Origin of the sequence: Staphylococcus pettenkoferi (assembly GCF_002902685.1) — a bacterium.
GTDB lineage: Bacteria > Bacillota > Bacilli > Staphylococcales > Staphylococcaceae > Staphylococcus > Staphylococcus pettenkoferi.
In genome coordinates this window covers 67745-85719 of record NZ_PPRN01000006.1, presented here as the reverse complement: position 1 = coordinate 85719, position 17975 = coordinate 67745, and the positions used below count along the sequence as shown (strand labels likewise).

The window sequence follows — 17975 nt, the reverse complement described above, 5'->3', positions numbered from 1 at the left end:
GTTTCATTTTCAATGTTATGATGCTCGTAGTTTAATATGTAACTATTACTTTAAAAATAAATATTTGAATAGTTAAAGCGGTCTAGGGCAAATCCTAGACCGCTTTTATAGTCATTAACCATTATGATATTTGTAAAGCCAGAGCACACCTGATTTTAAAATAGACGCGAGACGACCCGTAACAGTACGGTCCATAATATAAGCGAAGCCTTGTTTTTCGCCTAATGAACCTAAGAAACCTTGGATTTTAATCTCAGACATCTTCTCAGGTAATGGTTTACCTTGCCATTGTAATTTCATGACATCCGCGATTTGATCACCTTGCGCTTCAGCAAGCTGTGCACTTGGTGCGTGTGGTAATTCCGCACAATCACCTACGACGTAAACATTTTTATAAGTTGGAATTTGATGATATTGGTTCAGAATGACACGACCACTTTTACTAATATCAACAGGTAAGTTACGAACGATGTCCACCGGTTGAATACCCGCTGTCCAAACGACGAGGTCTACATCTTCAGGGATATCATTGTTGAAAATACGACCATCTTCTACACGGTTAATATTAGAATTTGGAACGACTGTTACATCATTCTTCTTGAACCATTTCTCTATGTAACGACTAAGTTTCTCTGGGAAACGTGGTAAGATACGCTCACCGCGATCGTAGAGATAGATATCTAAATCACTGCGACTTTCACGAAGTTCACTCGCGAGTTCAATACCGCTCAAGCCAGCACCTACGATACCAACTTTAGCGCCATTTGGTAACTCACTGATGTGGTGGAAAGTCTCTCTAGATTTAGACAACGTTTGAATACTAAACGTATGCTCTTCTGCACCGGGCACATTGTGATATTTGTCTTCACAACCCAAGCCAATAACGAGTTCGTCATAGTCAATCTTAGTATTGCCGACTGAAACGATTTGATCGTCTAAATCGATTTCCGTGATTTCTCCATAAACCGTATTGATTCGTGGAGAATCTGGGAAGTTCATTCGAATATCTTTATCCGATTTCGTACCTGCTGCTAACTCGTAGAACTCTGGCTTCAGACTATGATACGGCATGCGGTCAACGAGTGTCAGTGAATAGTCCTTAGGTAGGGCATTAGGTAAGATATGCGACATGATACGCATATTCCCATAGCCACCACCGAGTAGTACAAGATTTTTCATGTTCAATACCCCTTTAATCAGAAATTAGATTGTTGTAGATACATCATGTTCAAAGTCTATCGTTAGTCGCTTCCACACTAGACGCTATCTTAGTTCGACAGTATAAATGTTGTGAATCGAGACAAGTCGTTCTAGGATATATGTCGTTGAAGCGGCACAATGACTTTAATGTAGCCCCACACTATCCATGATGTATTACGCGTTATATGTAGTTGATAAGAGACCCTTTGCTTGCTCTTACCGTGTTGGAACGATATGAAATCATACATAGTTTATTATATGCTTTTTAATGTGCTACTACAAATAACTTTATAGGCAATGACTTAATTTTGCAATCGCTTTCTTAACTATTGTGAAAGGGCTTTAGCACTTTTTAGGGAATTGTTGAAAAATTTTTTAGTAGAAATCAGCTTGTGGGCAATCCAGGGGTGTGTTTGTTATAATAAAATAACTGAATCTATAAAGAAGGTGAAATATGTTTCCACTTGTAGAATTTTGTGTATCAAACATGGCCAAAGGCGGAGACTATGTTTATAACAAGTTAGAAGAAGATCCTGAAGTAGATGTTCTAGAGTATGGCTGCCTTCAAAACTGTGGTATTTGTTCGAGTGGATTATATGCCTTAGTCGATGGCGAAGTTGTCGAAGGGAACACGCCAGATGAATTACTTTCAAACATCTACAAGCATATAGAAGAACAACAAGAAGCTTGGGCAATGTTCTAATGCTTCTTGTATAGATAAGTCATATACGAATGTACTTTATCTTGCTTTAAGTGTAATAACAGTCATTAGCGAGTTTCAAAGTGTAGTGCTTAATAAATCATCATCTACGTGAAGTGCAAGGAAGTCGCGATTTTATTACCTCGTAAATGAGTAATGAAAGATTATGAAAAAATTAAAAATGGCTATAAATCAACAGCAAGACACGCGTAGAAAAGCCTGCCGATGAAGTGATTTTACGATCACGTAAATAAACAAGGATATTTGTTTTACGTTAAAATAACGAATGATAAGAGGTAATAAAGAGACAAGATTTAACGAGGAGATAAGAAGACTGAAGCAGCGATTTTACTATAGGTAAATGAGCAATGAAGGATTATTATCGACAAAGTTAAAACTTATTTATTTATTACCAAAGGAGGAGAAAATATGAGTACAGTGACATTGACAAAATCCGCAGCCTACGAAGTCAAAGACATGCTCCAACAAAACGACATGCCTGATGGCTACCTTAAAATCAAAGTTGATGGCGGTGGCTGCACTGGCTTAACATATGGTATGTCTGCAGAAGAGGAACCGGGTGAGAACGACGAAGTACTTGAATTCTACGGTTTGAAAGTACTCGTTGATAATTACGATAAACCTGTGCTTGAAGGCACAACTATTGATTTCAAACAATCCTTGATGGGTGGCGGATTCCAAATTGACAATCCAAATGCCATCGCTTCATGTGGTTGCGGCAGTTCATTCAAGACTGCGAAAGTTTCAGGCACACCTGAAGAGTGCTAAATAGTAGTGGACCGATATATGTGTTAAGGTGTAAGGAGAAAGCCTTTTCATGTATATCGGTTCATTTTATCACTGATATTGTGAAATTTCGCACACATCCCCGATAAGTGCTTGAAATGATACTATAAAAACTATAAGATTATATATGGATGAAAAATGTCTTTTTTATGAATTGTTTGTGAAAACTCGGGTAAAATACAGTGTGATGATTAATAAATTGTGACAAAGGCATCATAGTTTGATGTAAGATGAAAGGTGTTATGTAGCATAGCAACTCAGTCAATTGCTTTGTCACAGTTAACGTATAACGTCTTCATGCTGTCATTTAAAAAGACGTATAAATAAAAAATAATTATGAAAGCTTAGGTGAATAAAATGGCTCAATCTCGTAAAAAAGTATTAGTTTTAGGTGCTGGTTACGCAGGCTTACAAACTGTAACTAAATTACAAAAGCAACTCTCTAAAGAAGACGCAGAAATTACATTAATCAACAAAAATGATTACCACTATGAAGCAACTTGGCTACATGAAGCTTCAGCAGGTACTTTAAGCTACGAAGATGCACTTTACCCAGTTGAAAGTGTATTAGACAAAGATAAAGTTAACTTCGTCAAAGCAGAAGTTAAGAAGATCGATCGCAATGCGCAAAAAGTTGAAACTGACGCTGGCGTATTCGACTACGATATCTTAGTCGTTGGTTTAGGTTTCGAAAGCGAAACATTTGGTATCGACGGCATGAAAGAACATGCTTTCCAAATTGAAAATATCTTAACTTCACGTAAATTATCTCGTCACATCGAAGATAAATTTGCTAACTATGCTTCTTCTAAAGAGAAAGATGATAAAGACATCGCTATCTTAGTTGGTGGTGCAGGATTCACTGGTATCGAATTCTTAGGTGAATTAACTGAACGTATTCCTGAATTATGTAACAAATACGGCGTAGAACAAAGCCGTGTTCACATCACTTGTGTTGAAGCTGCACCTAAGATGCTTCCACAATTCTCTGATGAATTAGTGAACCACGCAGTAAGCTTCTTAGAAGACAAAGGCGTTGAATTCAAGATTGCGACACCTATCGTTGCTGCTAACGAAAAAGGTTTCGTAGTTGAAGTTGACGGTAAGAAAGAACAATTAGAAGCTAACACTGTCGTATGGGCAGCAGGTGTTCGCGGTAACCACATCATGGACGACGCATTCGATGGCGTTAAACGTGGTCGTATCGTAAACAACCAAGACTTAACTATCAAAGGTCATGACGAAATCTTCGTTATCGGTGACTGCTCTGCATTCATCCCAGAAGGTGAAGAACGTCCATTACCAACTACAGCTCAAATCGCTATGCAACAAGGTGAAAACGTTGCTCAAAGCATTTACAACATCTTACACGGCGAACCAACAGTACCATTCAACTACGTAGACCGTGGTACAGTTTGCTCACTTGGTTCACATGACGGTGTAGGTGTCGTTTACGGCAGAGACATTAAAGGTAAAAAAGCTGCATTTATGAAGAAAGTCATCGATACACGTGCAGTATTCAAATTAGGTGGCGTAGGCTTAGCATTCAAAAAAGGTAAATTCTAATAAATCAAAGCTTAATCGCAAGAGGGGCCTGTCATAATGATAGGCTCCTTATTTTTATCAAGAAAGATTTAAAGGGGAAGTATACAAGATGGAAGCACAATTCGTCTCAACACAGGACAAAGCGGAACAAGTTCTTATCGTGGGTTTACCTGCACATCTCAATCAATTAGATGAGATAACAGTCGACGGGCAAGATATAAAGTCAGATTTAGATGAGCTCAAGCACCAACAAATTGTAGGAACGACTGTAGGCCAAATTGGTTCAACATTCTATCAATTTAATGGTCAACCTCATCGTCTTATCACAGTTGGGCTCAGTAATCTCAAAGATTTAACAACGCAAGATTACTTGAAAGCATTCGGTAATTTATTTCAGTACTTACAATCAGAGCGTATTACTCAAGCGTCCCTGTTACTAGAGTCATTCGATAATAAATATTACGAGTCACGTCCCATCGTGGAACTCATCGGTCTTCAAAGTGAACGCGCGACGTATCGCTTTGATAATTACAAATCGGATAAGTCAGCGCCATACAATTTAACGCTAAACATCCATACTGAACAGCATGACGTTGCGAATGAACTTGAAACAGGACAAATCATCGGGGAAGGCATCAATGTTGCTCGTGATTTCAGCAATATGCCACCAAATATATTGACACCTGCTTATTATGCAGAACAGATTAGCCAACATTTTACTTATAAAAGTGTAGAGGTCGACGTCAAAGATGGGTCACAACTGCAACAAGAAGGTTTCGGACTCATTCACGCGGTCGGCAAAGGTTCAGTTAACCCGCCACATCTCGTTACGATGACGTATCAAGGTGGCGCACAAGATCAAGATCCTATCGCACTCGTTGGTAAAGGTGTCACATACGACTCAGGTGGTTACTCTATCAAATCGAAGTTAGGCATGCAGACGATGAAATTTGATATGTGTGGTTCAGCCAATGTCGTGGCGATGATTTCAATTGCCGAGCGTTTACAATTGCCTATTAATCTAGTAGGTGTTGTCGCACTCGCAGAGAACATGATTAGTGAGCAAGCGATGAAACCAGATGATGTCTTTACTGCGCTAAGTGGTGAAACAGTCGAAGTGTTAAACAGTGACGCAGAAGGTCGACTCGTCTTAGGCGATGCAGTCTTCTACGCTAATCAGTTCCAACCGCGCTATATCCTCGATTTCGCGACATTGACAGGTGCAGCAGTGGCAGCACTTGGGGACGATAAAGCAGCAGCCCTACGTAATCAGAGTACAGCACCGCTAGAAGAAATTCTGGCAATCGCTTTAGAGGACGGCGATCCTACATTCGAATTGCCAATCACTCAAGCAGAGAAGGACAAGATACGTCGTTCAGCTGTAGCCGATCTCGTCAATCATACGAATGGCCACGGTAAAGCGCTATTCGCGGCTAGCTTTATTTCGCATTTCGCAGGTAATACGCCGCATATGCATTTCGATATTGCAGGGCCAGCGACGCGTAATACTAAGAACTATAATGGTCCAGCTGGTCCCACAGGTTTCCTTGTGACAACGATTGTGAATTGGTTACGTCAACAAGGTTAAGTGTCGTGGATTTGTGCTCGTAAAAGGGCTTCTAGATAGTCGTTGTAGAATGATTCACTCATTATATAGTTTAATTAAAGATTGAAAGCTCGCTCATCATAATCGATGTTATATCTGAACGCGATGTCGATGAAGCGGGCTTTTTGATGTGCTCGTGGAGATAAGGCAAATCGTATATCACCACGCATTCTCGCAAATATTCTGAAATAATGTTGACATATGAGAAGCGAATTGATAGTATTACACCTATAACGCTTTAGTTCGATAATGTATTAAAGGGAGTGGATGTCAATATGGTTAATGCTGTAGTTGTTGCAGTTATTTTAATGGTTGTCCTGTGTTTATGCAGGTTGAACGTTGTAATTAGTTTATTTATCAGTGCATTAGTCGGTGGACTCGTTGCGGGAATGTCAATTGAGGACATCGTCACAGTGTTTGGTAAAAATATTGTCGATGGTGCAGAGGTCGCTTTGAGCTATGCCTTGCTCGGAGGATTTGCCGCTCTGATTTCATATAGCGGTATTACTGACTATCTCGTCAATAAGATTATTAAAGGGATACGCGCAGAGAATAGTAAATTCTCGCGTGTTACAGTCAAGTTAATTATTACAGTGGTGCTCTTAGCACTCAGTATCATGAGTCAGAACTTGATTCCCGTCCATATTGCATTCATTCCTATCGTGGTTCCGCCACTCATCAGTTTATTTAACGAACTGAATATGGATAGACGTCAAATTGCTTTAATTATCGGTTTCGGTCTATGTTTTCCTTATATTCTGTTGCCGTATGGTTTTGGTCAAATCTTCCACCAAATTATTACGAAAGGGTTTGCGAAAGCAGGTCACTCCATCGATATTAACTTAGTCTGGAAGGCGATGATTATCCCGTCTCTAGGTTATATCGTAGGTTTAATCCTCGGCTTATTCTATTACCGTAAACCACGTAAATACATTCAGAAGAAAGATTTAGATGAAATAGATGACATCGAGATCAAGCCTTATGTGCTAGGTGTGACGATCGTAGCGATTATCGCGACTTTTCTCGTACAAACCTTTACAGATTCAATGATCTTCGGCGCGTTAGCCGGGGTACTCATCTTCTTTATCTCACGTGCTTACAAATGGTCTGAGTTGGATAAAAAGTTCGTCGATGGGATTCAAATCATGGCCTACATTGGCGTAGTCATTCTCAGTGCGAACGGCTTTGCAGGTGTGATGAATAAAACGGGTGATATTTCATCACTTGTACATAGTTTAAGTACGATAGCAGGGGATAATAAATTATTGAGCATCATTGTGATGTATATTATCGGACTCGTCGTTACATTAGGTATTGGATCATCTTTCGCGACGATTCCTATCATCGCAACGTTATTTATTCCTTTAGGTGAGTCACTTGGCTTAAGTACAATGGCACTGATTGCTGTTATCGGTACAGCGAGTGCGCTCGGTGATTCTGGTTCGCCGGCGAGCGATTCAACACTCGGACCGACAGCTGGACTTGATGTAGATGGCCAGCACGATCACATTCGAGATACATGTATACCTAACTTTGTATTCTATAACGTACCTTTAATCATCTTTGGTACAATTGCAGCAATGGTACTGTAAATTTTAAGAAAAGAGGCGTTGAAGATGACGAATATGTTAGAAACTTTAGGGATGAAGATAGAGAAAGAATCCCACGGGCATATCATCGTATCTATGCCTGTGACAGACAAGGTGAAACAACCCTTTGGCTACTTACACGGAGGGGCGAATCTTGCTTTAGGAGAGACAGCATGTTCAATCGGTGCAGCGCATATTGTAGATACGGAACGTTACATTCCGCTTGGTTTAGAAATGAACGCAAATCATATAAGTTCTACTACTGAGGGCGTCGTATATGCAGAAGCGACTATCGTTCACGAAGGTAAGACGACGCAAGTGTGGAATATTGATATCAAAGATGATACGGATCGTTTAATCAGTGTGATGAGAGGTACGATTGCGATTAAACAACGCAAAAGATAACAAACATCAATCGTATATAACAAGCGCCATTCTATCGAATTCAAGATAGAATGGCGCTTTTTCAATAATGAATACCACTTAGCAAATACCAACACGCATTATAATTTTTTATACACTTTTACAGCTATCAAAGCGATGAATCCAACTAGAATACAACCTAGAATTCCCAGTATCACTCTGAAGCTCCCGCTAAAAAAATGAGATGATTCCTCAACTTTCACACTCGGAATATGTTCTTTTCCGATAAATTGACGGTCGTATTTCACATATACATGTTGATCTTTGGATACTTTCAAATGATATTTACTTTTATCTTTAGGTACAACATCGTATAAATCTTTCTTCACATCGTACTTCTTACCGTCAATAGTATGCTCACCTTTAGAGATGACTTTGCGATACGCGTACTTGTGGAAAGCTTCTTGTGTAATAGCATTCGCGATTTTATGACGCGCGTGCTCTGATTGGTCACTCGGATAAGGTTGCACATTGAAGATATTGGCATTCACACGGAGATGATCACGCTTCGTCGTCAAGACTAAGTTATATCCTTCTTTACTTGTACCTGTCTTCAGTCCGTCAACACCCTTCATTTGTTGAGATTGATGGGGGAGAGACAGATTCGTATTATGTAGTTTCTGATGATATTGCGTATCATCTTTTAACTTTGTGATATGCAATACTTCTGGATGTTCGCGCAACAGATGATTTGTGAGTAACGCCATGTCATGGGCGGTAGTATGAGATGTACTTTCATTTTTATAACCTTTAGGCTCATAGGGTTGAACTAAATGGTTATCCGCACCACTAGGGTTAGTAAAATGTGTGTGGTTCATGCCCAGAGCCTTGGCTTTAGCATTCATTCTATCTGTAAATTGTGAGACATCCCCATCGATATGTTCTGCTAATACTAAGGTTGCTGCGTTACTTGAGTTTAAAGTTGCCTGTTTTAATAGTTGTTCCACCGTGTAGGTTTGTCCTTTTTTGAGTGGAAAAGTAGTGAGATTGGGCAGTTCAGACATCTTTTGATATCTGGAAGTAATATTGACTTTATCATTCAAATCCACTTTTTTATCTTTGATGTCATCATAAACTACTAACATGGTCATTAATTTGGTAGTAGAGGCAGGCTCCACTTTTTTATCTTTATTATAGTCATAAAGTATTTGTCCATCCTCTGTGGTCACAACCATACCTTTAGGATTAAACGTTTTATCGAGTTGTACATGTTCTTCTTTCGACTCATCGACAGGCGTTTTTGCCGATACCGAGTTGAAATTAACACTCAAATTACATAAGAAAAATACCATTATAAGTAACGATAATTTTTTCATTGTAGGCTCCTCTTTGTGTAGTTTCTATATGCATGTCATTATATTATCAAAAAAGAGTCCTTTAGTTAAATTAAATTAGTGGTATCGATTAACTTTGTTTTGAAAAAATGTTATTTGAATAAAAAGAAAGTACCCCGTTTTTCACTAATGTACGGTTAGAAAACCACATCTGCTTTTAGTCATCCTTTTACAAAATAAATGCTACGACGATAAAGCAGAAGCACGTTGGAATGCTTGACCAATACGCTGTGCAGCCTCGCGTCCACCCATAATATTACGCGCGAAAGGACCTAACTCTAAATCTGCTAACGCGCCGCTGACGAAAAGGGTAGGCAGCCACTCCAGGTCAGTTGAAGTATGTGGCAAACCGCATTGTGCAACAGGTGCGCCATACTCTATTACGAGATGTTGGAGAAAGGGTGCGTTGAGTACTGCCTTCTCGAATCCTGTAGCTAAGAGAATGTGGTCATAAGGCAAGCTCCCGTTCGGAGTAACAATGTGATGATCTGCTAATCTTAAGTGTTCATTGATGTGAATATGTAACCGGCCTTTGCTTTCTGCTTTCTTCAACTTCAAAAACAGTTCACGTGGCATTGATCCACGATGACGTTCTTGTTGATTTACTCTGTGGCGTTCGTTCAATGATAGCTTTTTGAAATGTGACATGTATTTAGGGCCGAGCCAACCTGGATCTGCATCGAAATCATTCACAGAGATGGGCTTGTTGAGCCAGAGATGTATCGGTGACCGAGATGCTTCGTTCAACAGACGCAGTGTAAGGTGTGCTGCACTCACACCACTACCAATGATGTGCGAAGTAGATTCGGCATCGATGTCATCGAGGTCGAATACGTGGTTAACATCAGGTTGATTGAGGTAGTCTTTCGGAATATAGGGTTGATTCGTACTCCCACTTGCGATGATGACGTAGTGGCTTTCAAGTATACGCTGATCTTCCAATGTGAGCTGCCATCTATTCTTCATAGGGGCAAGGCGTTGTACGGCACCTTTGAAATGACTTTCATTCAATCCGTATTTATGAATCAGGTAGTGCGTATGATCTAAGAACATCGCACGTTGTGGGCGCTGATACCGTCCATAATGTGATTCTGTATACTGATGTGCTTTCGCATAGCGATTGAGGTGGAAAGGGTCAGGATGAACGTGATGAACACAAGGTGAGCGTAAGAAAGGCATTTCTAAACGCTCAGTAAATTTATGAAATTGCGCACATAAATTGTCATGAGGATCGATGAGTCTTAAATCTTTAGCACTTAGTCCCAGTTCACGTAACTTAATCGCAATAGTTACCGCCTGTATTCCGCCCCCGATAATCGTCCACTGTTTCATAGGAAGACCTCCTGTCTTATAAATCGTAATTATTTTGATTTGTAAAATATACCACACATTTTTTAAAAGGACAAATTGAAACAGCATGTCTAAAAGTGGCGAGATAGGGTCAACGCGCAATTGACCCTTTATGCAAATCAAAAAGGGGTGGGGAGGCAAGGATAAGATCAACAATCCATCACAATACAAAAAGCTCGCAGACGGAATCAATCCATCTACGAGCTTCAACTATTAATCTTCGTGACCTTCAATACCTTTGCGTATCTCGTCACGTTTCGTACGATCAGTGTACGGTGTTTTCAATTTATAAGCTGATTGGATAATCAAGTGACTAGATAAAGGGCCAGTTATCAAGATAAATAGGATACCGATAATCAACTGCATGTTGACGGATCCTTCTTTTCCAATAAAGAAGATAAACACGCCAGTAAGCATGAGCATGGCTCCTAATGTCGCTGCTTTACCTGCAGCATGAGCGCGTGAATATACGTCATCGAGTCGCACGATACCTAATGCGGCTAGGGCACTAATAATCGCGCCGAGAACGACTAAGATTAAAGCAACACTAATGAGTATCGTCTTGATCATGCTCAATCACCTTACCTTTATCCATATATTTCGCAAAGACAGCAGTACCTAAGAATGCGAGTATACCTATGAGTAGGATGACGACAACCATGTATTGAACGCCGATTAACATACTAAATAATGCGACGACGGCCATGAGTTGTAGACCTACTGCGTCAATTGCAACGACGCGGTCAGCGAGGGAGGGGCCCAAGATGACGCGAATGAGCATCGCGAGCATGGACAAGACGACGATAACTAATGCGATAATAATAATAACTTTGTAACTCATCGTTCACCCACCTCTCTAACGACTTTCTCAAGTGAGGATTTAATTCCCTCGATTTCTTCTTCTTTCTCACCAAAATCAATGGCGTGAATATAAATTTTCGTGCGATCATCACTTAAACCTACCACAATCGTCCCTGGTGTCAATGTGATGAGATTGGATAGTAGCACGACTTGCCAATCTGTTTTTAAATCTGTGTTATAAGTGAAAAATGCTGGTTCGTTCTTTAATGACGGCTGCAAGACGATGCGTATCACATCGATATTGGCTTTGATTAGCTCAATGAGAAAGACCCATATGAGCTTAATCACTTTATATAACGTGATGATATAGAATCGACCAGGCAAGACACTGCGTAATAGATAAACGAGTAACAAACCGAGTATAAATCCTAGGAGGAAGTTATTGACTGTGTAACTACCTGTGACTAACAACCAGAATAACGAGAGTAATAAATTAATAACCACTTGTACTGCCATAATTACTTATCCCCCAATACACTATCGATATAGACGCTTGGATCATAGAATGATGAGGCCGCTTCTTTAACCACTGGATAGAGCACATCAGCCGATAACGCAAATACGACTGTGCAAACGACGGCAACAATGGCTACCGTTAATAAGCCTCTATAACTTAATTTCGGATTGTACTCGTAACCGTGTGATTCACCAAAGAATCCTTTTAAGAAAATGCGAATCACTGAATAAAGTACGACGAGACTTGAAAGTAACACGACGATACCGCTAACGTAGAAGCCTTTCTCGAAAGTCGCTTGAACGATGTAATATTTACCGTAGAAACCACTGAGCGGTGGAATACCAGCAAGACTTAACGCGGCGATAAAGAATGTCCAACCTAGCACGGGATAGTGTTTGATCAACCCACCGTAACGTTTCAAATCATGCGTTTTAGTAATCTTAGCCATAATACCAATCAAGAAGAAGAGGGAAGCTTTCACAAGCATGTCGTGAATCGTATAGTAAATGGCTCCCATCATACCAGATTGGTTCATCATAGCTACACCTACGAGAATGACGCCGACTGCAATCATGATGTTGTAGAGAATAATCTTCTTCGTATCATAAAAGCTCACTGCGCCGACACAACCGAAGATAATCGTCAATAGTGCTAAGAATAGAATGAGGTAGTACGCAAAGCTTGAAGTATCGTTAAAGAATAAACTACTTGTTCGAGCAATTGCGTAGACACCTACTTTCGTTAACAACGCACCGAAGAACGCAATGATTGCGACAGGTGGAGCATAATAAGCTCCAGGTAACCAAACATACATTGGGAAGGCCCCGGCTTTCGTTGCAAAGACGAAAATGAACATGATGTAGACTATATTTAACAAGCCGCTTTGTTGTGCGGATAGGTGATTTAACTTTTCACTAATATCTGCAAGGTTGAGCGTTCCTACTACTGAGTAAAGAATACCAACTGCGATGACGAAGAACGCTGAACTAGTGACGTTGATTAAGACGTATTTAATCGTCTCGCTGAGTTGAACTTTGGTACCTCCAATGACGAGTAGGATGTAAGATGCGATGAGGAACACTTCAAAGAAGACGAATAAGTTAAAGATATCGCCTGTAATAAAGGCTCCAACGACACCTGTGATCATAAACATAATTGAGAAATAGTAATAGTATGTTTCACGTTCAATCCCTACAGATTTGTAAGAATATAGAATGATAAGCAATGTCACGATTAAACTTGTAATGACGAGTAGGGCACTGAACAAGTCTTGAACGAATACGATACTGTAGGGTGCTTTCCATGAACCTAACTCGAGCTTAATCGGACCATTTCGCCATACATTGATAAAGTTAATAATCGCAAAGATTAATGTAATGAATGTCCCAATAAAAGCGACATAGCGTTTAACAATGGGTCGTTTACCAATAAATATGAGTAGGAGTGCGGTGAATATCGGTATGATTAGTAAACTGACGAGTAAGTTACTCGTGATCATCATCGTACACTCCTTTCATTGATTCAAGATTGTCTGTTCCGAGTTCTTTATAGCTACGAAATGCTAGAACAAGGAAGAATGCAGTCACGGCGAACGAAATAACGATAGCGGTTAAGATGAGTGCTTGTGGAATTGGATCCACGTAAGCTTTCGCACCATGTTCGTAAATGGGCACGCCACCTTTTTTCAAACCACCCATGGTAATTAAGAATAAGTTTGCGGTATGTGTTTGTAACGTTGTGCCGATAATGATGCGTATGATGCTCTTAGATAGAATCAAGTACACGCTCATGGCTGTAAGGATGCCACAAACAAAGATCATTAATATTTCCATCACTCATTCTCCCCAATCGTTAAGATAATCGTCATGACTGTTCCAACGACTGCTAACATGACGCCGAGGTCAAAGAATGTCGCAGTGTGTAGGCCCATGGGTTCTAATACGCCTAATGGAATGTCGAAAGGCTTGTGTGTGAAGAAATTTTTATTGAAAAACCAACTTGCCATAGGTGTGGCAGCACAGAAACACAAACCGATACCGATGAGAATCTTGAAATCCCAAGGATAAATCTTACGCATCGTCTTCACGTCGAAAGCGACAGCGATGATTACCAGCGCACTTGATAGGATGAGACCCCCAACGAAACCGCCTCCTGGAGTATAGTGGCCAGCGAGGAAGAGGGAAATCCCAAACATCACGATAAGGAAGAAGATGAGAATGGCAGAATATTGAAAGATAATATTCTTCTTAGGTTTATGAGATTGTTTATTCATTCTCATGACCTCCTTTCGTTTGACGTTGATGTTTCGCTTTCAACTTAATCATCGTATACACACCGAGCCCAGCAATACCGAGCACTGAAGATTCGAATAATGTATCGGTACCACGGAAGTCGACTAAGATGACGTTAACGATATTTTTACCATGAGCAAGATCGTGAACGTGCGCTTTGTAGAAAGCACCGATAGAGTCAAAGTGACGGTTACCATAAGCAATCAAGCCCAGGATGGTCACTACGGCACCTGTCAGAATTGAGATGATTGCATTGGTTGACTTGAACGTTCGTGACTCATTGTGACGGTTTAAGTTCGGTAGGTGGTAGAAACAGAGCAAGAACAAGGCTGTAGAAATCGTTTCTACTACGAATTGTGTTAATGCTAAGTCAGGCGCGTTAAAGAAGATAAAGAATATCGCGACTGAGTAACCCACCGCACTTGCCATGATGATACTGAACAAGCGTGAACGCGCAAAGAGTATCATCGTAGACGCTGTTAAGATAATTACCACGATGACGAGCTCATACGGGCGTACGGCGCTGACATCTTTAAAGTTCAGTGTAAATGGCGATACGAAAAGCGTCACTGCTGCAATAACTATGAGTGAACCTAAGATCCATAAGAGGTTCGTACGCGTATAGCCAGTCACATAGCTGTTCGTAAAGTTTGCTGAGTAGTTCGGAATATATTTACCTAAACTGTCGTACCATTGATTAAACGTCAACGCTTTAGGTTGAGCTTGTAGTATTTTAACCCAATAAGCAAACGTCAAGATGAGCAGAATACCTACGATGTAAATCACAAGCGTTGAGAAGAACGCCGGTGTAAAGCCGTGGAAGAACTTGAATTCTGCAGTAATACCACTTGAATGTGTAATCGCGTTCGCAGCGGGTTCAATCAATGATGACGTCAACAAGTTCGGTGCGAAACCGAAGACGATGACTAGTACTGCCAAGATAATTGGCGAGATTAACATCAATGGTGATGCTTCATGTGCTTTCTTAGGTAACGCTTCCGGTTGATGTTTGCCTAAGAAGATTTGGCCGATAAAACGTACCGCATAAACGAACGTAAAGATACTACCAACGATCGCAATGATAGGTAAGAGTATGCCTAAAGTATTGAGGCTAAAGATATTCGCTTGTGTTACATGGAGCATGCTTTCAATAAAGCTTTCTTTAGATAAGAAACCATTAAACGGCGGAATACCTGCCATACTTAAAGCCGTGATAATCGTTAAAGTAAATGAAATCGGCATAATTGTCATGAGACCGCCGAGTTTCTTCACATCACGTGTACCTGTGCTGTGATCGATAGCACCTGTAATCATGAACAATGCACCTTTGAATGTCGCATGGTTAATGAGGTGGAAGACAGCTGCTGTGTATGCTGCAACGTACAATGTACTATCTGAACCGTTGAAATGATAACTTACCGCACCAATACCGAGCATCGCCATGATCATACCGAGTTGAGAGACGGTTGAAAAGGCGAGAATACCCTTTAAATCATGTTGCTTTGTGGCATTGAGTGATGCCCAGAATAACGTAATTAATCCGATGAGTGATACAGTCCAAATCCACCCTTCAGATATTGCAAAAATCGGGGTCATTCGTGCGATGAGATAAAGTCCTGCTTTAACCATCGTAGCGGAGTGCAAGTAAGCACTCACGGGTGTAGGTGCTTCCATAGCATCAGGTAACCAAATATAGAATGGTACTTGCGCTGATTTCGTGATTGCTCCGATGATGATGAGTACCATTGCTAGAATAAAGAATGGACTTTGCTGAATATCATCTGCTTTTTCCACTAAACTATGTATACTTGTCGTATTACCTGCTAGCGAAATCAAGATGAGCCCACCAAGTAGGGCAAGTCCACCTAATACAGTAATGATTAATGATTTTTGAGCACCATAAATCGATTTCTGCTTCGTTCTCCAAAATGAGATTAGTAAGAAACTGGAGAATGAAGTTAACTCCCAGAATAGATAAAGAATAATCACATTATCGGAGAGAACTACACCGAGCATGGCTCCCATAAACAAGAGCAAGTAACAATAGAAGTTGCCGAGTTGTTCACTTTTATCTAAATAGCCGATAGAGTAAAGCACAACCAGACTTCCGATTCCTGTAATGAGTAAACTAAATAACAGTCCTAACCCATCCACATGCAAGTCGTAGTTCATACCGAAGCGCGGCATCCAGTTTAAATGTGCTAACACATTATCTCCTGAAGATGTGCGCGAAATGTACGTTAAGAAATAAATAAATAAGACGACCGGTATTGGTAAGACGAACCAACCGAGATGGAGTCGTTTATGAAACCGGTAAATGATTGGTATGATAACAGCAAATATCAAAGGTAGTAAGACTGCTATATGTAACCAACTCATTCTATTCCCTCCTTCAATATCTCTGTCATATCAAATTACGCGTTTAAAACTCATGAATAGTTTGAAATCTTCATGGTAAAGCAATATAAATGCCAACAGTAATCTGACGATGAAGTGTTATAGATATATTATACAATAATGCCTGAATTAAGAAAAACCAGGCTCTAAATCAACATTCAATTCATTACATAAATGAATTATATCGTCACATAATGTGCACTAAGCTATTTAAATTCGCACTTATATTGAATCGTATAATCTTCCTTTAAGTTATCTAATTTCTCTAATGATAAGCGCGCGTGCTCAGTATCACGTGCTTTCAGTTTATCTTCCAAAGCTGTAAGCGCTCGTTGTAATGACTCTTCGTAAGGAAGCGGTTCTTCGTCGAATGGTTTAAGTTGTGAAGGACTCGTGTAGCGCTTTTCAAAGTGACTCAACGCTTTACGTTCATGGAAGAACACACCTTCCGTTTCTTTCGGATTATGCGAGTCTCCTTGTTTCGGATGTTTGATGACTTGTTCGACTTGGACGAGCACTTGATTGTCGTTCTCTTCTACGACACTGACGCCGTACACGCCCGTTTTATGTGCAAAGCGATATAACTTCATATGCGACTCCCTTTCGTTTTATGATAAAATACAGTTATTATCTTAACATGAAATGGAGAATTAAAATGACTGAGTATCCTCAATTAAATAAAGAAATTCATGAAGGCGAAATTAAAGTTGTTATGCAGACGAATAAGGGTGATATGACCTTTAAACTTTTCCCAAATATTGCACCTAAGACAGTGGAGAACTTTGTAACTCACGCGAAAAATGGTTACTACGATGGGATTACTTTCCACCGTGTGATTGAAGACTTCATGGTACAAGGTGGCGACCCGACTGCATCAGGCATGGGTGGTGAAAGTATCTTCGGTGGACCGTTTGAAGATGAGTTCTCTGACAAAGCGTTCAACTTATATGGTGCACTTTCTATGGCGAACGCAGGTCCAAATACGAATGGTTCACAATTCTTTATCGTTCAAGCGAAAGAAGTGCCTGAATCTATGTTGAGTCAATTAGCTGACGGTGGCTGGCCTCAACCTATCGTGAAAGCATACGGTGACAACGGCGGTACACCATGGTTAGATCAACGACACACAGTATTTGGTCAAATCATTGAAGGCGAATCCACATTAGAAGACATCGCACAGACGAAAGTAGGGGCACAAGATAAGCCACTTTATGACGTAGTGATTGAACATATTGATGTGACAGAAGCGTAAATCGTTCAGTTGTAGAGCGTTTGATGTAATAATTGAATAGTTGTAAAAGTGCAGAAGCGGTTGCGCGTTTTTGCACTTTTTCTATGAGTGTAATTCAATTTAGAGTGACACTGCTACCCGATTATTTTGAATTAAAAGGAAACGTATTTAAATTTCTGAAAAA

The 17975-nt window shown here is 40.2% G+C and carries 18 protein-coding genes; 7 read left to right on the top strand and 11 right to left on the bottom strand.

Annotated features, from left to right (window positions below; genetic code table 11):
* Positions 1 to 114 precede the first annotated feature (114 nt).
* Positions 115 to 1179 (bottom strand): NAD(P)/FAD-dependent oxidoreductase, encoded by a 1065-nt coding sequence (locus tag CD126_RS01435; protein WP_002472195.1) that lies wholly within the window; start codon positions 1177 to 1179, stop codon positions 115 to 117.
* Positions 1180 to 1654: 475 nt separating this feature from the next.
* Here CD126_RS01435 and CD126_RS01430 point away from each other — a divergent pair, with 475 nt between their 5' ends.
* The 6 genes from CD126_RS01430 (at position 1655) to CD126_RS01405 (ending at position 7852) form a co-directional block, all read left to right on the top strand.
* Positions 1655 to 1903, top strand: coding sequence for a YuzB family protein (locus CD126_RS01430; RefSeq protein WP_002472271.1), 249 nt, complete (start codon positions 1655 to 1657; stop codon positions 1901 to 1903).
* 426 nt (positions 1904 to 2329) lie between these two features.
* Positions 2330 to 2689, top strand: coding sequence for a HesB/IscA family protein (locus CD126_RS01425; protein ID WP_002472257.1), 360 nt, complete (start codon positions 2330 to 2332; stop codon positions 2687 to 2689).
* A gap of 375 nt (positions 2690 to 3064) precedes the next feature.
* Positions 3065 to 4273, top strand: coding sequence for an NAD(P)/FAD-dependent oxidoreductase (locus CD126_RS01420; RefSeq protein ID WP_049406589.1), 1209 nt, complete (start codon positions 3065 to 3067; stop codon positions 4271 to 4273).
* An 88-nt stretch (positions 4274 to 4361) separates the two neighbouring features.
* Positions 4362 to 5840: a M17 family metallopeptidase gene (locus CD126_RS01415; protein WP_049406590.1), complete on the top strand. Its 1479-nt coding sequence runs from the start codon at positions 4362 to 4364 to the stop codon at positions 5838 to 5840.
* A 293-nt stretch (positions 5841 to 6133) separates the two neighbouring features.
* Positions 6134 to 7450 carry a Na+/H+ antiporter family protein gene (locus CD126_RS01410; protein ID WP_049406592.1) on the top strand — a complete coding sequence of 439 codons (1317 nt, stop codon included), beginning with the start codon at positions 6134 to 6136 and terminating at the stop codon, positions 7448 to 7450.
* 24 nt (positions 7451 to 7474) lie between these two features.
* Complete coding sequence (locus tag CD126_RS01405) at positions 7475 to 7852, top strand: PaaI family thioesterase (protein WP_049406594.1); 378 nt, start codon at positions 7475 to 7477, stop codon at positions 7850 to 7852.
* A 98-nt stretch (positions 7853 to 7950) separates the two neighbouring features.
* Here CD126_RS01405 and pbp4 read toward each other — a convergent pair whose 3' ends face one another.
* From pbp4 to CD126_RS01355, 10 genes are all read right to left on the bottom strand, one after another.
* Positions 7951 to 9186 carry a penicillin-binding protein PBP4 gene (gene pbp4, locus CD126_RS01400; RefSeq protein WP_103369920.1) on the bottom strand — a complete coding sequence of 412 codons (1236 nt, stop codon included), beginning with the start codon at positions 9184 to 9186 and terminating at the stop codon, positions 7951 to 7953.
* Between the two features lie 201 nt (positions 9187 to 9387).
* The gene (locus CD126_RS01395; RefSeq protein ID WP_049406599.1) at positions 9388 to 10536 is read right to left on the bottom strand and encodes an FAD/NAD(P)-binding protein; all 1149 of its coding nucleotides are present in this window, start codon (positions 10534 to 10536) and stop codon (positions 9388 to 9390) included.
* Between the two features lie 231 nt (positions 10537 to 10767).
* The gene (locus CD126_RS01390; RefSeq protein WP_002472212.1) at positions 10768 to 11124 is read right to left on the bottom strand and encodes a Na+/H+ antiporter subunit G1; all 357 of its coding nucleotides are present in this window, start codon (positions 11122 to 11124) and stop codon (positions 10768 to 10770) included.
* Positions 11102 to 11395: a Na+/H+ antiporter Mnh1 subunit F gene (gene mnhF1, locus CD126_RS01385; protein ID WP_002472263.1), complete on the bottom strand. Its 294-nt coding sequence runs from the start codon at positions 11393 to 11395 to the stop codon at positions 11102 to 11104. The genes CD126_RS01390 and mnhF1 overlap by 23 nt, the downstream gene beginning before the upstream one ends.
* Positions 11392 to 11871, bottom strand: coding sequence for a Na+/H+ antiporter subunit E (locus CD126_RS01380; protein WP_002472207.1), 480 nt, complete (start codon positions 11869 to 11871; stop codon positions 11392 to 11394). The genes mnhF1 and CD126_RS01380 overlap by 4 nt, the downstream gene beginning before the upstream one ends.
* 2 nt (positions 11872 to 11873) lie before the next feature.
* On the bottom strand, positions 11874 to 13370 hold the full coding sequence (locus CD126_RS01375; RefSeq protein WP_049406601.1) for a Na+/H+ antiporter subunit D: 1497 nt from the start codon (positions 13368 to 13370) through the stop codon (positions 11874 to 11876).
* Positions 13357 to 13704: a Na+/H+ antiporter Mnh1 subunit C gene (gene mnhC1 / locus CD126_RS01370; RefSeq protein ID WP_002472192.1), complete on the bottom strand. Its 348-nt coding sequence runs from the start codon at positions 13702 to 13704 to the stop codon at positions 13357 to 13359. The genes CD126_RS01375 and mnhC1 overlap by 14 nt, the downstream gene beginning before the upstream one ends.
* Positions 13704 to 14144 carry a Na(+)/H(+) antiporter subunit B gene (locus CD126_RS01365; RefSeq protein ID WP_002472218.1) on the bottom strand — a complete coding sequence of 147 codons (441 nt, stop codon included), beginning with the start codon at positions 14142 to 14144 and terminating at the stop codon, positions 13704 to 13706. The genes mnhC1 and CD126_RS01365 overlap by 1 nt, the downstream gene beginning before the upstream one ends.
* On the bottom strand, positions 14137 to 16542 hold the full coding sequence (locus CD126_RS01360; protein ID WP_103369919.1) for a Na+/H+ antiporter subunit A: 2406 nt from the start codon (positions 16540 to 16542) through the stop codon (positions 14137 to 14139). Before CD126_RS01360 ends, CD126_RS01365 begins: the two co-directional genes overlap by 8 nt.
* Positions 16543 to 16766: 224 nt before the next feature.
* Positions 16767 to 17150 carry a kinase-associated lipoprotein B gene (locus CD126_RS01355; RefSeq protein WP_103369918.1) on the bottom strand — a complete coding sequence of 128 codons (384 nt, stop codon included), beginning with the start codon at positions 17148 to 17150 and terminating at the stop codon, positions 16767 to 16769.
* A gap of 65 nt (positions 17151 to 17215) precedes the next feature.
* On the opposite strand from CD126_RS01355, the gene CD126_RS01350 reads away from it, so the two are divergent.
* Positions 17216 to 17812, top strand: coding sequence for a peptidylprolyl isomerase (locus CD126_RS01350; protein WP_049406607.1), 597 nt, complete (start codon positions 17216 to 17218; stop codon positions 17810 to 17812).
* Positions 17813 to 17975: the final 163 nt, after the last annotated feature.